The following is a 14,270-nucleotide window of genomic DNA, read 5'->3' as shown; positions in this document are numbered from 1 at the left end:
GGGCTTTACATAACACCACGAAATTAAGATGGAAATTTCTATTTTCATTAATGAAATATTTCAATAGCTTACAAAGGGCCGTCTAAACTGGCTGAGTGTTCTACGTAATCAAGAAAAAATTAATATTGTTAGACAAAAGCGGATAATGAGTAACCATTTGAATAGACGCCGTGCCGGCATTCTCCTCCATATTACCTCCTTGCCCGGTCCTGGCCAATGCGGCGATTTTGGGGAGGAAGCATATAACTTTGTTCGTTTTCTCAGCGATGCGGGAATTTCCGTATGGCAGACTTTGCCCCTAGGGATTCCCCATGGCGATGGTTCGCCTTATCAATGCATGTCAGCGCATGCCGGCAATCCTGCATTGATCAGTATTGAATGGTTGGAGAAACGCGGATGGTTGCAACGTACCGAGCGCTCCGAAGTCAATTATGATTCCGGTTATGCCATTGCCATTAGCGGATTGGTCAGAAAGGCGTTTCAAGGTTTCAGTGAATTGGCTTCGGCTACGGAACAAGAGGATTTTATCGGTTTCTGCACGGAAAAGGCCTTTTGGCTGGATGAGTTTGCGCTATTTTATGCGTTGCACAGGGAATTCGGCGGGCGCTGTTGGAATCAATGGCCAGAGCCGCTGAAGCAGAGAGAATCCAAGGCTATTCTGGAGGCTAGGCGTCGTTTGGGGCCTATTATCGAAAACATCAAATTCGAACAGTATGTGTTCTTTAAGCAATGGCAGGAATTAAAGTTATTTGCCGAGCAGCATGACGTGTTGCTGTTCGGCGATATTCCGATTTTTGTTTCCTACGACAGCGCCGATGTCTGGGCCAACCGGGATGTCTTCAAGCTGGATAAGGATGGCGAAATGTCGGTGGTGGCGGGCGTGCCGCCGGATTATTTTTCCGCCACCGGGCAACGTTGGGGTAATCCCCATTATGACTGGGATTATCTGTTGAAAACCGATTTTAAATGGTGGTTGGAGAGAATCAAAACTCAGGATGAGTTATTCGACATATTACGTATCGATCATTTTCGCGGCTTGGAATCGGCCTGGGAGATTCCGGCGGACGAAGACACGGCCATCAATGGACAATGGATCGCAGCGCCGGGACACGCTTTATTGAAGGCAATCGATCAGGAATATCCCACCCTGTCCTTAGTGGCCGAGGACCTGGGAATTATCACCGAAGAAGTCGAGGCTTTGCGAGACGATTTTAAATTGCCCGGCATGAAGATTCTGCATTTCGCCTTTGGAGGCGGCGCGGACAACCCCTATTTACCGCATAATTGTACTCAAAACAGTGTGATTTACACCGGAACTCACGATAACGACACCACGTTGGGCTGGTTCAATTCGCTCAATGATGGCGAGAAGTACCGTGTCTATGAATACCTTGGCTTCTCCCGCACTGAAATGCCTTATACCTTGATCGGAACTGCTTTTGCTTCCGTGGCCAACCTGGCTGTCGTGCCGATGCAGGACGTGCTTTGTCTTGGCGGAGAGCATCGCATGAATACACCGGGAACGATCGAAGGCAACTGGAAATGGCGTTTCCAATGGGAGCAGTTGACGCAAGAGCGCACCGACAGACTAAAGCATCTGGTCGGTCTGTTCGGTCGTCGATGTGATTAGGGCTGTGCTACAAGATAACTGGCCGGCAAGCTAAGTGCTTATTGGAGAACTGGAGATAGATACGGTGAATCCTGTTTTGGACTCACCGTTTTTATTGGCGAGTAATAGACGGTTTTTAATCGTCGTCATCATCCCTGTGGGCTTGCGCCGGGATGGGTAAGACAGGGATATTATAGCTCTTGATTATTTCCTGGATATGAGCCAAGTTTTTGTCGATCAGCCCTTCCAAAAGCTTCAATCTTTCATTATCCCCATAACGGACTGCCATGGCCATGGAGAAGTCGAATTTCAGGCTAGGAGATGAGCGTAAAGGGATCATGGTATAGCTGTCGGCCGGGCTTTGCGTAGTGATGTAGCCGGCCATCGGACCCCACAATATCACCATGTCGATCACGCCCGCCTTGAGATCTTTTTCAATCTGCATCGCAACATTGTTTTGGTCGTCACCGGTCATGCTTTGATAGGGAATGCCCTGGTCCAGCAGGCCCTGTTTCTGCAGCCATGCCGTACCGGGGCCGCGGTCGAACATGGCGATTTTTAGCGCTTCCTGGCGCTGCAAAGGCAAATTCGCCAGTTGCGAAGGATCCTTGATATCGTCCCAGCCTCTGCCTTTTGCGATTAGGAATACATAGGTCGAATGGAAATAAGGTTTGGTCGTTTTAGCAAAATCGAACCCGACCGGAACTCCCATAACAACATCGCATTTGAATTGGTCTGTGTTCTCGATTTCGGCTTTCAATGTGTTGCGGATAAAGCCGATACGTTGAGGAAACCAGTAATATTCCAGTTTTTGTCCCAATTGGTCGGCAAACAATTGCGCGATTTTATTCTCGTAGCCGGTTTGTTCTTTGGTCGAATAAGGAGGGTTGAGCGGGTCGGCGCAGACCCTGAATGTTTCCTCGGCATGGCTTCCGGCAGACCCAAGTAACAAGCCAATGCACGCCAGTGCTTTTAATGAATCGGAAAAAGCTTTCATAATTCTCCTCTTTGAAAGTATGAATCGTTGTTTGGCGGATATTGTAGCCCGGATGCAGCACGGCTGAATCCGGGAAGAGTATTTGCGGCTAATCTGTGTTTTTCAGATTGCAGAGCGACATTTTATCAGCAAAAAAAAGCCCCGGCCGAAAGATTCGGCCGGGGCTCTCTTTACAGTCTTACTATAAAGTCGGACTGATTATTTTCCAGGCAGAGCGAATACGGTCAGAGTACCACCCAGTTTGGTGAAGGAGCTCAGGCTTCTGTATGCGCCCACTGCACCCAAACCTTCCGAGTTGGAAGACTCGTCGCCGCTATCCAAGCCAGCCGCGATACCAATACCGGCCCAGCCGCCGATACCTGACAGAACGCCAACGTATTGTTTGCCGTTGTATTCCCAAGTATTGACGTTACCGATGATGCCGGAAGGCGTTTTGAACCGGTACAACTCTTTACCGGTTTTCGCATCAACCGCTTTCAGATAACCTTCCAATGTGCCGTAGAAGACGACGCCGCCAGCGGTGGCAACAGAACCGGACCAGACAGAGAATTGCTCTTTATTAGACCAAGCGATTTTGCCGGTGGTCGCATCCCAAGCGGTGAATTGGCCCAGGTTGTAAGAGTTATCCGGTTTGCCGGTCATTACGTCGCCTTGTGCCGGACGCATGGTCAGGGTAGCGCCTACGTATGGTTGGCCGGCTGTGTAAGAAACTTCGAATGGTTCGTAGTTCATGCACAGGTGGTTACCTGAGATGTAGAAGTAACCTGTTTGCGGTGAGTAAGAAACCGGTTGTTGGTTCTTAGCACCCAAAGCCGCAGGACAAATGTCGGTAGTGTTTTCGTCTTCACCGTTAAATTCGGTTGAGTAACGATCGACCACTTGTGGGCGGCCGGATTTCATATCGACATGGGTTGCCCAGTTGACGGTTTTGTCGAATTTTTCGGCAACCAACAATTCACCAGTTTCACGATCCAGTGTGTAACCGAAACCGTTACGGTCGAAGTGAACGGCAGTTTTACGCATTTTGCCGTTGATTTTTTGGTCAACCAATACGACTTCGTTGATGCCGTCATAATCCCACTCATCGTGTGGAGTCATTTGGTAAACCCATTTCACTTCGCCAGTGTCAACATCACGCGCCCACAAAGACATGGACCATTTGTTGTCACCTGGACGTTGTACCGGGTTCCAGGTAGAAGGGTTACCTGAGCCGTAATACACCAAGTTCAAATCTGGGTCATAGGTGTACCAGCCCCAAGTGGTGCCGCCGCCGATTTTCCATTGGTCGCCTTCCCAAGTGCTGGTGCTTGAGTTAGGGCCAACTTTTTGGACTTTGCCGTCTTTCCAAGTGGTAGTTTTGTTAGGGTTGATCAATGTGTCTTCATCTGGACCCATGCTGTAGCCTTTCCAGACCAATTGGCCGGTACGGATGTCATAGGCCGCCAGGAAGCCGCGAACACCGAATTCACCGCCAGAAATACCGGTGAAAACTTTGTCTTTGATGACGACAGGGGCTTGCGTGTTGGTCATACCCAGTTTTGGGTCGCCGTTTTGTACACTCCATACGCGTTTACCAGTTTTGGCGTCCAGCGCAGTCAGTACGGTATCGGACTGTTGCAGGAAGATTTTGCCGTCGCCGTAAGCCAAACCGCGGTTTACGGTGTCACAACACATCACAGGAATGGTGACGTCGGCATCCATGGTTGGAGTGTATTCCCAGATGACCGATTGCGTTTTTTGGTCGATTGCGTAAACAGTGTTAGGGAAAGGAGTGTGTACGTACAAGATGTCGTTAACAACTAAAGGACCGCCCTCATGGCCACGCAGTACACCAGTAGAAAATGACCATGCTGGTTGCAGATTTTTTACGTTTTTAGTATTGATTTGGTCCAGTTTACTGTAACGGGTACCGGCATAGTTGCCGCCCCAAATTGCCCAGTTAGCTGGGTTTTGTGTCAGTTTTTCAACGCCGCTGTTAGCAGTAGATACAGTTGGTGCAGCAAGTAAAGCAGCTACAGTTGAAGCAAGCAGCCAGCTTTTTACAGGCTTCTTCATATGTTTCCTCCTGGTATTCTGTTAATTAGACAGAGTACGATTTTGTGTTATTAAGACTAATATTAGTTTTAAAGCTTTTTTATGGGATGGCTTTACTTTTAACTCATCATATGGTTAATCCGAAGCTAACGATTACGGCCATACCAGATGCGTAAATTGAATGATTTTGCCTTAAAAGTCAACTATAAATAGCCTTTCCTGACGGATTTGCGCGGCCTTCATGCCACCCGCATTTTTTTACTGTTTGTGATAAGTATATGAAATTACACCGTTCTACGTTAGCCCCGCGGAAATGCGAAAAGACACCGGGTTCCTCGGGATGTGCCGAATAAATCCATCCCGGATTTCTCAGTCCCGGGCAAGGAAAGTGTGTTTTCTTAAGTTTTCAGTAAATCGATCAATTACAGCGATTGATTGGGTTTAGTTATCCCTATAATTTTGGAAATACTGAATCAACCAGCATTTACATAGCTTTTCCAACAAAAAAACGCGATATTCAGATAGCGTCCGATGCTCGGATTACATTGATACTATACTCTTGAAGCAGTTTATTCTTCCCTCGTTTTATGCTTGAGACCGTCTCGATGAACTTATCGGAAATACTTTTTATAACCTCTTGTTTGCTGTTTCTGGCAATGGTCATCGCTAGTCTCAGTAGGTTGTTCGTCATGCCTTATACGGTAATGCTGGTGGTGCTGGGGTTATGCATCAAACTGGCCGAACCCTATGTCCAGTTTTTGTCCGTTCTCAATGATTTTCATATCACCAGCGAGCTGGTTTTTTTCATGTTTCTGCCGGCATTGATTTTTGAGGCGTCCCTGAGAATAGATGCCAGGGAATTATTGCAGAATATATGGCCGGTTTTATTGTTAGCTATTCCCGGTATGCTGATTTCGATGGCATTGGTTGGTTTTGGATTGTGGACCGTGCTCGATGTCAATTTAGCCGTGGTCATGTTGTTTGGTGCGTTGATATCGGCCACCGACCCGGTTGCCGTGATTGCTATTTTCAAGGACTTGGGAATAGCGAAACGGCTAACGTTATTGGGTCGAAGGCGAATCGTTATTCAATGACGCCACAGCCATCGTACTCTTTAATATGATATTAAGCATGATCTAGCTGCCCGAATTTTCTTATGGCACGGCCTTGCCGGCGGTTCCCGAGTTTTTTCGCGTGTTTTTAGGCGGCATCGCCGTAGGCGTTTTGATCGCCATACCTACCAGCGAATTGATGGTCAAGCTGTACCACGAGGATTTGGCCATACCCGTCGTCTTTTCCATTGTTATTCCCTATCTTTGTTTCGTTTTGGCGGAACATGCCTTTCAGGTGTCAGGCGTCATGGCGGTATTGACTGCGGCTATCTGCCTAAATGCGACCGGCTTGATGCGTCTTTCCGCCGAAACGACGGAAGCCGTTTACACAACCTGGGATGTCATCGTATTGATATGTAACTCATTGTTGTTTTTGTTGATCGGCATGTCCATCGATATCATTACCCTGGCCCACTATTGGGAAGCGATACTTTACGCCGTTGTGGCTGTGGCCATTGCCCGCGCCATCAGCGTTTATCTGTTTCTGCCGATGACGACCAAGTTGTTTAAATTTCCCGCCATCGACATTAGCAGCCAGCATATTATGTGGTGGGGCGGTTTAAAGGGAGGTTTGGCGATTGCCATCGTATTAACTATTCCGGATTCATTGCCGGCAAAACCCTTGCTGTTCGAATTGACCTTAGGCGTGGTGCTGGTCAGTTTGTTAATGAATGCGTCGACCATTCGCTACTTGATTTCATGGTTGAAAATCGACACCTTGACGTTTCCCGAAACGGTGGAATTGAGACACAATCTGGAAAGAGTGAACACGGCCGTCGATGCTGTATTGCACCAATTTTCGCAAATGCATTTGCTGGATAAGGAAATAAAACACACGATAGGGAACTCCATGCAAAAAGAACTGGAGATCAATATTAAGGAGTTGACGCCTTCCCAGCGCTTGGAATTCGTGCGCAAAAACGCCATCCATGCGGAGCGGGAAGAATTGGAATTTCTGCATGATATCGGCTTGTTGAATTATTACACCTATCTGACCTACAGGGATTTGCTGCACCACGACTTGGAACGCAGTTTCGAGGAACTACAGCAACTCAAGAAAAAAACTGTCCCGAAGAAAAACATTTTTATCCGTATGGAATGGCGGATCATTCAGCTGTTAGGGCAGTATGATTGGACTCAACCGATATTGATCAAGTATCAGAAACTGCGGTTCGCCAACAAAGTTCAGCATAATATAGCCGGCGTTTTGATGGCCCATGCCGGCTTGAAAGTCATCAAGGAATACGAACGCTCACTCGATCTGTTCCAATATTATCAACTCAAAAAGGTGTATCAAAACCGCTTGCGCTCCAGGCAGATGCGTTTGCTGGAATTCTCCAAATATTACAGCGATTTCTATCATCAGTATGATTATTTGTTGTTTCAAAAGATCGCGTTGAAATATTCACTCAGGCTGATCAACGAAGAACACGAGGCAGGAAAAGTCAGTACCAAGGTCTATAAACGTATCGACGAGCGTTTGCGCGTCGCCTTGAAGAAATTGCCGATCGTGAAGGCGGTATTAAGTCTGAATAGGCGGGACGATTGGATTAACAATGTGCCGTTTTTCCAGGGGTTGCCGGAACAAGAGCTGAAAAAAATGGCTGGCAGCGCGCAGTACATAAATTTCTTACCCGGCGACAATATTTTTCATCAAGGCGATAAAGGCCATTCCGTTTACATCTTGGTCGGCGGCCGGCTGGACGTCTATAAGCGGAACCGGCATGGGGAACAAGAACATTTGGCCGAATTGCGCGAAGGCTGCGTGGTCGGCGTACACGCTCTATTGCAAGACACGAGGCGCTCGGCGACGGTCAAGGCCAAGACTCATGCTACTTTATTACGCTTATCGGTTAAAGACATCGGTCGGTTGAGTAAAATTCTGCCGGAATTGCAACATCGTTTGCGTATCATCGACAGCGAGCGTATCGAGAACGTCGAAATGTAATAATCCTATGACGTATTTCAAGGACGTAACCGTTCTGTCAGGAATGGCGTTCGGCAAACTCGATCAGTTCCCGGCGCACCGCTTCCCGAATCGCTGGTTTATCGTCGACCGGAATCCGATAACGCTCGGCCAATTGTTGGTAGTCCTCGGGCGTCAGCGACACGGTCAGGCGTGGCCGCTTGGGTGGTTTGACGTCGAGCTGAATGATCTTACGGATTTGATCGGAAGTGCTCAAGCCGTTCCGGTTGGCTTCCCGGCGTATGCGCTCGGATATGCCGGCGCCGAATTCGAAGGCGATTTGAATCGCGCGCAGGCTCTTGTCGGATTTCTGCCAGTTTTCGGGAAGTTCGCGTTTTGCCATCGGGGTAGATTCAAATGCTCGCTGCTTAAAGTGCTATTTTAGCCAGTTTAAGGCCTAAAAGAATAATTTCCGCTGGAAAGACGAAACACCGAACTTGTAGTGAAAGTTTCAACTGTTAGTTTGGATTGAAACTAAAAATAATAGATTCAGTTCGGCCATATTAGTTAGTGTTGCTATTGCGAAGTCTGGGCGCTGTATTGGCAGACGTTACCCCAGGTATCAAAGTGGCAACGGGTGGTCAGTGGGCTGTTGCCGTCGTAGACGAAGGCTTCGAGGACGCCGATTGAACGACCAATCGAGGACGACCCTTTTGATGCGCGACCCTTTTGATGCGTTTTGTTGCGCGACTCTTTCGATTCCAAGTTGACGGCGGTGGGTAAAAATCACCGTCCGCAATCGGTTAATATTCCCCACTTTGTTTGCTGGGAGTGCAGATGAAGTTATAACCAATTGATTATTATCAGAATAAAAATTGGTACGCACATTGCTTAGTTGAGCACACATTGATTGGCTGATGGTTTTGGTTCCGCCGACCGATAACCATGGCCGATCGATCACTGACTCAATCAATCACGGATGCCATAAGCATGAATAAGCTCGTCGTAATCGCCTTACGCAGGCCCTATACATTCGTTGTGTTATCAATTCTGATCGTGTTGTTCGGAATTCAATCGGTATTAAAAACGCCCACCGACGTTTTTCCAAACATCAAGATTCCTGTGACTTCGGTCGTCTGGGCCTACGACGGTTTGTTGCCGAAGGACGTCGAAGGACGCATTACCTATATTTTCGAGCGCTTTTTAACCTCGACGGTGGAAGGGATTAAATACATCCAGAGCCACTCGTATTTCGGCAGCAGCATTATTAATATTTTCATGCAGGACGAGGTCGAACTGGCCGGTGCCGAGGCCGATATTGCCGCGATCGCGCAAACCGTGGTCAAAGCGCTGCCGCCGGATATTTCGCCGCCGATGATCATGCGTCTGGCGCCTTCTTCGGTCCCGGTGGCGACGCTGCAAATCACCTCCGATAAATTGACCCCGGCCGAGCTGTTCAACCTCGCCATCATGCGTATCCGGCCCTTGTTGGTCACGGTTCCGGGGGCTATTTTGCCGCATCCGTACGGCGGTCAGGACATGCAGATCATGGTCAATCTCGACCAGCAAAAATTGCTGGCCCGCCATCTGACGCCGGCCGACGTGCACAAGGCGCTCAGTTCCCAGAACCTGGTGTTGCCGGGCGGTGATCAGAAAATCCAGGCCACCGACTGGATTGTGTTGACCAATGCCTCGGCGCTCAAACTCGAGGATTTCAGCAACATTCCGATCAAGCGCGAAGGTAATGCATACATTTACTTGCACGACGTCGCAGATGTTCGCCTTGCCGGCCGGGTGCAAACGAACTCGGTGCTGGTGGACGGCAAGCAGTCGGTGATGATTGTTGTGATGAAAAGCAGCGAAGCATCGACGCTGGAAGTGGTCGACGGGATTAAGGAGATGATCCCGCGTATCGAAAAAGTCGTCCCCGAAAGCGTGAAAATCAAACTCATCAACGATGCTTCGACTTTCGTTAAGGATTCCATTTCCGATGTCGTCCACGAAATGTTAACTGCGGCTGCGCTGGTAGGGGTTATCGTGTTGCTTTTGCTGGGTTCCTGGCGGGCCACCGTGATCGTGGCGGCCACGATTCCGCTTTCCATTCTGGCATCGCTCATCGTTTTGCACGCCATCGGCCAGTCGATTAACGTCATGACCTTAGGCGGTCTGGCTCTGGCGGTCGGGATTCTGGTCGACAACGCGACGGTCATGATCGAAAATATCGATACGCATCAGGCCATGGGCAAGCCGCTTGAGACCGCCATCATCGACGCCGCCAACCAAATCGTGTTGCCGACGTTCGTGGCGACGTTGGCTATCGCCATCGTTTGGTTTCCGCTGTTCGAACTGAGCGGGGTCTCGGGATGGTTGTTCATGCCGATGGCCGAAGCCATTATCTTCGCGATGTTGGCGTCATTTCTCTTGTCCTTTACTCTGTTGCCGACCATGGCGAAGTACCTTTTGGTCGATCACAACGCTCCGGAGGCGCATCCCCACCCCGGGCACCCCGAGTACGACAAGGATGCCGAAGCCGTATACGAGCTGACCAACCTGGAATCCGAGGAAGAGGCTTTGGCCAACATACGCGGCACCCATTTCGCTGAAGCCCTGCCGGATCCCGAATACGAGGAGGAGCGTTCCCACCATTTTTTCGGCCGTATCCAGCAGCGATTCGAAGCGGGATTTAACAGGTTCCGCGAGCGCTATAAAAATCTTCTCGAACGAACCATCGCCCATCGCGGCACCTTCGTATCGGTCTCACTGGTGCTGGCACTGGTTTCGTGTGTGCTGTTCTACTTTAACGGCAGAGACTTTTTTCCCGAGATCAAATCGGGAGCCTTGCAGATGCACATGCGCGCGCCGTTGGGTACCCGTATCGAAGTCTCCAGCCGCATTGCCTCGCTGGTGTCGAAAGACATTGCCGAATTGCTGCCGGGCAAGGTCGAAGGCGTTATCAGTAATTGCGGACTCCCGGTCGGGCCGCATAATCTCGCCTTCATCCCGACCCCCACGATCGGCTCTCAGGACTGCGATTTGACCATTTCGTTGACGGACGAGAAGTCGCCGGTCTGGGATTATCGGCGAATTCTCCGGCAAGGCCTGAAGGAGCGTTACCCCGGTACGGAATTTACCTTTCAGCCGTCCGATTTGACCGCGAAAATTCTGAATTTCGGGTCCCCGGCGCCGATAGACGTGCAAATTAACGGGCCCGATATGGACGACAACTACGAATTTGCCCGCAAACTGGCCGGCAAGCTCCGGAAAATACCTGGCGCCGCCGACGTGGTGATCCAGCAGACGATGCGGACGCCAACCATGCTAGTTAAGGCCAACCGTTCGTTCGGGCTGGGGCTTAACCTGAGCCAGAAGGATTTCGGCGACAATCTGCTGATGACAACGGCCGGCAGCCAGCAAGTCGATCAGCAGTATTGGCTTGACCGCAGCACCGGCATGTCCTATCGGATCAATGTCTACACGCCGCAAGCGCAGCTTACCAGCCTGAACGATTTGTTGACCGTGCCGGTGGACAAGGATGAAGGTGGGGCCTCGAAACAGGATCCGGAACTGCTCGGTAATGTCGCCAAGCTGTCGGCGGTCGGAACGCCGGGAGTGGTCACGCATGGCAACATTATGCCGTTGTTCGACATATATGTGTCGCCCGAAGGCCGGGATCTCGGCGCCGTGCTCGAGGATGTCGAAAAAATCGCGCACGAGATGGAGCCCGACATGCCGCACAGCGCCGAACTTGCCGTGCACGGGCAGGCCGAATCCATGCGCAATACTTTCGGAGAAATGGGGATCGGCTTGGTTGCGGCAATCGTGTTGGTGTACCTGTTAATCGTGATCAACTTTCAGTCATGGCTCGATCCTTTCATTATTATTTCGGCCTTGCCCGGCGCACTGGCGGGCATCGCCTGGATCTTGTTCCTGACCCATACCAATCTTTCCACGCCGGCGCTGACCGGCGCGATCATGACCATGGGGACGGCGACGGCCAATTCCATTCTGGTCGTCGCCTATGCCCGGGAACGCTTCGAATTGCACGGGGACGCGCTGAAGGCGGCTATTGAAGCCGGCGTTGCCCGTATTCGCCCGGTGTTAATGACCGCCTCGGCGATGATTATCGGCATGTTGCCGATGGCGATCGGAAATTCGCAGAACGCGCCGCTAGGACGCGCAGTCATGGGCGGGCTTGCGGTCGCCACCGTGTTTACGGTGCTTTTCGTACCTTGTGTGTATGCCATCATTTACAGCCGGCGTCCGGCCCGTCAACAGGAGACTTGTTAATATGAATTCGTCAAAGAAAGCACAGTTTTTGCGTGGGAAAGGATTTATCGTCGCAATATTACTGGTCGTCGCATACTTAGGCTATCGGGCATTCGAAAGCAAACTCAATGCGGCCGCGTTACGCGAGGAAACGCTGAAATCGTCAATTCCGACGGTTGCCGTTACCTATGCCACGACGACCGAGCCGACCGAGACCATTACTCTTCCGGGCAATATTCAGGCTTGGTTCGAGGCCCCGATCTACGCTCAAGTCTCCGGCTACGTCCACATGTGGTACAAGGACTACGGCGCCAAGGTTAAAAAGGGCGACGTGCTCGCCAAAATCAATGCGCCGGCGCTGGATGCGCAATTTCGCCAAGCCAAGGCCGACTTGGAGTCGGAGCGTGCCAAATATTCCCTGGCGGAATTGACGGCCAAACGCTATCTCAACATGCAAGCGTCTCACGCCGTCTCGGAGCAATCGATTTCGGTCAAGGTCGCGGAAGCCAAAGTCCAGGCGGCGGCGGTCAAGGCGGCCGAGCAGAACGTCAAAAATTTCGAAGCGATGATCCGCTTCAAAACGATCGTCGCGCCCTACGACGGCATCGTCACCGTGCGCAACATCAACGTTGGCGACTACGTCAACAAGGAAGGAACCATTAGTACGCCGGGCGCGATCAGTAACCTCTTCACCGTGGCCGACATCCATCGGATGCGCCTATTCGTGAACGTTCCGGAATCTTTCGGACCGTTCCTGCAGCCGGGGCTTACCGCCGATGTGACGGTGCCGCAATTTCCCAACCGGCATTTCACCGCCAAATTTCTGACCGTGGCGCGCGGGTTCGACATCAATACCCGTACCGCGGTGACCGAATTTATCATCGATAACCAGGACCAGGCGCTCTGGCCCGGCTCTTACGCCTCCGTGCGGTTGACCGCGCCGACCGAGAAAAACATGCTCATCATCCCGTCCAGTGCCATGGTGTTTCAGGAACAAGGGGCGGCGGTGGCGGTGGTGACCGACGACAACCGGATCCACTTCAAGCCGATCAAGGTAAGCAAGATTTTGGATGCCGCTTTCGAAATCAGCGAAGGCATCGCCAAGACCGACCGGATTGTCAACAATCCCAGCGCGGCTTTGCTGGAAGGCGACAAAGTGCGCATCGTTAAACCCGCGCCCGGATACATCGTCTCCGCCCGGTCCGATCAACAAGCGTCGGCGCCAGGAGCGGTGGAGGGCCCTGAACCGGAGGAAACGGAATGAAGCGGTTTGCAACAAGCAAAGCAATTGGCGCGCGCCGCAGCGTACAGTATGGGCGGTTGGCCGCGGCCATGTTGCTGGGGCTGTCCCTGACGGCCTGCGTAAACGGTCCGGCATTCGACTTGGCGCCGTCTTATCAACCGCCGCAATTCGTCGTGCCGGATTCCTGGCAGGGCACAAGTCCCTTTGTCAAAGCCGAGCCGGCCGACAATAAATTGCGTAAGGATTGGTGGCGAGTCTTTAACGATCCTGTGTTGAATCGGCTGGAAACGGAGGCGGTCGCGACCAATCCGGATTTGCAAGCCGCCGCAGAACGCTTCGTCCAGGCCCGCGATGTCATGATGAAAGTGCGTTCGCGCTTGCTGCCGCAAATCGGCCTGGAATTTAACGCTTCCAACAATAAGGCGTCGGAACACACTTTGTTCCGTAGCGAGGACGACCCCATTCACGATTCGAGCGTCTCAAGCGGCGGCATCGCCTCCTGGGAGCCGGATTTCTGGTCGGCGATCCGCAACGAGACCCGGGCTGAAACCTACCGCGCCCAACAGCGTGCTGCCGACTATGCCTTGGCCCGTCTCAGTCTGCAGGCGGAAATCGCCGATACTTATTTCACTTTGCGCGGCTACGACGCCCAGAGTGCTATTTATCGCCGGTCGATAGCCTATTATCAAAAATCCATGGAGATTATTAAAACCCAATTCGAAGGCGCCATCGCTTCGGCGGTCGACGTTGCCCGTGCCCAATATTTGCTTTCCAGTACCCAGAGCAAGGCGCTGAAAATTCAGGCCAGTCGCCAAGTGACGGAACACGCACTCGCGATTCTGGTCAACCGGGCGCCGGCCGGTTTTCACATAGAACCGGTCGATCGCTTGCAGTTGGTCGATTTCAACGTTCCTAAGACATTGCCGGCCCGTTTGTTGGAGCGCCGTCCGGACATCGCCGCCATGGAGCGCGAAATGGCCGAGGCCAATCGCGTAATCGGCATCGCCCGCGCCGCGTTTTTTCCCAATGTTTCGTTTAATTTCGGCGGTGGCTACGAGAGTAACGGTTTTGATTTAATTATCCATCATAAGGTTTAAACCACC

At 51.3% G+C, this 14,270-nt stretch carries 9 protein-coding genes; 6 read left to right on the top strand and 3 right to left on the bottom strand.

Annotated elements, in window-relative coordinates:
• Positions 1–145: 145 nt before the first annotated feature.
• The gene (gene malQ / locus EP25_RS0109955; protein WP_031433733.1) at positions 146–1,630 is read left to right on the top strand and encodes a 4-alpha-glucanotransferase; all 1,485 of its coding nucleotides are present in this window, start codon (positions 146–148) and stop codon (positions 1,628–1,630) included.
• A 115-nt stretch (positions 1,631–1,745) separates the two neighbouring features.
• Here the strand turns inward: malQ and EP25_RS0109950 are convergent, their stop codons facing one another.
• A complete protein-coding gene (locus EP25_RS0109950) occupies positions 1,746–2,606 on the bottom strand; it encodes a quinoprotein dehydrogenase-associated putative ABC transporter substrate-binding protein (protein ID WP_031433732.1) in 861 nt (286 codons plus the stop codon).
• Between the two features lie 198 nt (positions 2,607–2,804).
• The gene (locus EP25_RS0109945) at positions 2,805–4,661 is read right to left on the bottom strand and encodes a methanol/ethanol family PQQ-dependent dehydrogenase (protein WP_031433731.1); all 1,857 of its coding nucleotides are present in this window, start codon (positions 4,659–4,661) and stop codon (positions 2,805–2,807) included.
• A 584-nt stretch (positions 4,662–5,245) separates the two neighbouring features.
• Here EP25_RS0109945 and EP25_RS24045 point away from each other — a divergent pair.
• Positions 5,246–5,734 carry a cation:proton antiporter domain-containing protein gene (locus EP25_RS24045; protein ID WP_031433730.1) on the top strand — a complete coding sequence of 163 codons (489 nt, stop codon included), beginning with the start codon at positions 5,246–5,248 and terminating at the stop codon, positions 5,732–5,734.
• 73 nt (positions 5,735–5,807) lie between these two features.
• Positions 5,808–7,700 (top strand): cation:proton antiporter domain-containing protein, encoded by a 1,893-nt coding sequence (locus EP25_RS24040; protein ID WP_031433729.1) that lies wholly within the window; start codon positions 5,808–5,810, stop codon positions 7,698–7,700.
• A gap of 37 nt (positions 7,701–7,737) precedes the next feature.
• Here EP25_RS24040 and EP25_RS0109930 read toward each other — a convergent pair whose 3' ends face one another.
• A complete protein-coding gene (locus EP25_RS0109930) occupies positions 7,738–8,061 on the bottom strand; it encodes a hypothetical protein (RefSeq protein WP_031433728.1) in 324 nt (107 codons plus the stop codon).
• A gap of 587 nt (positions 8,062–8,648) precedes the next feature.
• Here EP25_RS0109930 and EP25_RS0109925 point away from each other — a divergent pair.
• From EP25_RS0109925 to EP25_RS0109915, 3 genes are read left to right on the top strand one after another with little or no spacing between them, the layout of a single operon-like run.
• Complete coding sequence (locus EP25_RS0109925) at positions 8,649–11,945, top strand: efflux RND transporter permease subunit (RefSeq protein ID WP_031433727.1); 3,297 nt, start codon at positions 8,649–8,651, stop codon at positions 11,943–11,945.
• A 1-nt stretch (position 11,946) separates the two neighbouring features.
• Positions 11,947–13,188, top strand: coding sequence for an efflux RND transporter periplasmic adaptor subunit (locus tag EP25_RS0109920; protein ID WP_031433726.1), 1,242 nt, complete (start codon positions 11,947–11,949; stop codon positions 13,186–13,188).
• Positions 13,185–14,264 (top strand): efflux transporter outer membrane subunit, encoded by a 1,080-nt coding sequence (locus tag EP25_RS0109915; RefSeq protein ID WP_084191004.1) that lies wholly within the window; start codon positions 13,185–13,187, stop codon positions 14,262–14,264. The genes EP25_RS0109920 and EP25_RS0109915 overlap by 4 nt, the downstream gene beginning before the upstream one ends.
• The last annotated feature ends 6 nt before the right edge of the window (positions 14,265–14,270 follow it).

Origin of the sequence: Methylomarinum vadi (assembly GCF_000733935.1) — a bacterium.
GTDB classification, from domain to species: domain Bacteria; phylum Pseudomonadota; class Gammaproteobacteria; order Methylococcales; family Methylomonadaceae; genus Methylomarinum; species Methylomarinum vadi.
This window is presented reverse-complemented; position numbering and strand designations above follow the sequence as displayed.

Excerpts from the sequence above, each read along its gene's own strand:
- malQ (WP_031433733.1), top strand. The coding sequence starts at position 146 with ATGAGTAACCATTTGAATAGACGCCGTGCCGGCATTCTCCTCCATATT.
- EP25_RS0109950 (WP_031433732.1), bottom strand. The coding sequence starts at position 2,606 with ATGAAAGCTTTTTCCGATTCATTAAAAGCACTGGCGTGCATTGGCTTG.
- EP25_RS0109945 (WP_031433731.1), bottom strand. The coding sequence starts at position 4,661 with ATGAAGAAGCCTGTAAAAAGCTGGCTGCTTGCTTCAACTGTAGCTGCT.
- EP25_RS24045 (WP_031433730.1), top strand. The coding sequence starts at position 5,246 with ATGAACTTATCGGAAATACTTTTTATAACCTCTTGTTTGCTGTTTCTG.
- EP25_RS0109930 (WP_031433728.1), bottom strand. The coding sequence starts at position 8,061 with ATGGCAAAACGCGAACTTCCCGAAAACTGGCAGAAATCCGACAAGAGC.
- EP25_RS0109925 (WP_031433727.1), top strand. The coding sequence starts at position 8,649 with ATGAATAAGCTCGTCGTAATCGCCTTACGCAGGCCCTATACATTCGTT.
- EP25_RS0109920 (WP_031433726.1), top strand. The coding sequence starts at position 11,947 with ATGAATTCGTCAAAGAAAGCACAGTTTTTGCGTGGGAAAGGATTTATC.
- EP25_RS0109915 (WP_084191004.1), top strand. The coding sequence starts at position 13,185 with ATGAAGCGGTTTGCAACAAGCAAAGCAATTGGCGCGCGCCGCAGCGTA.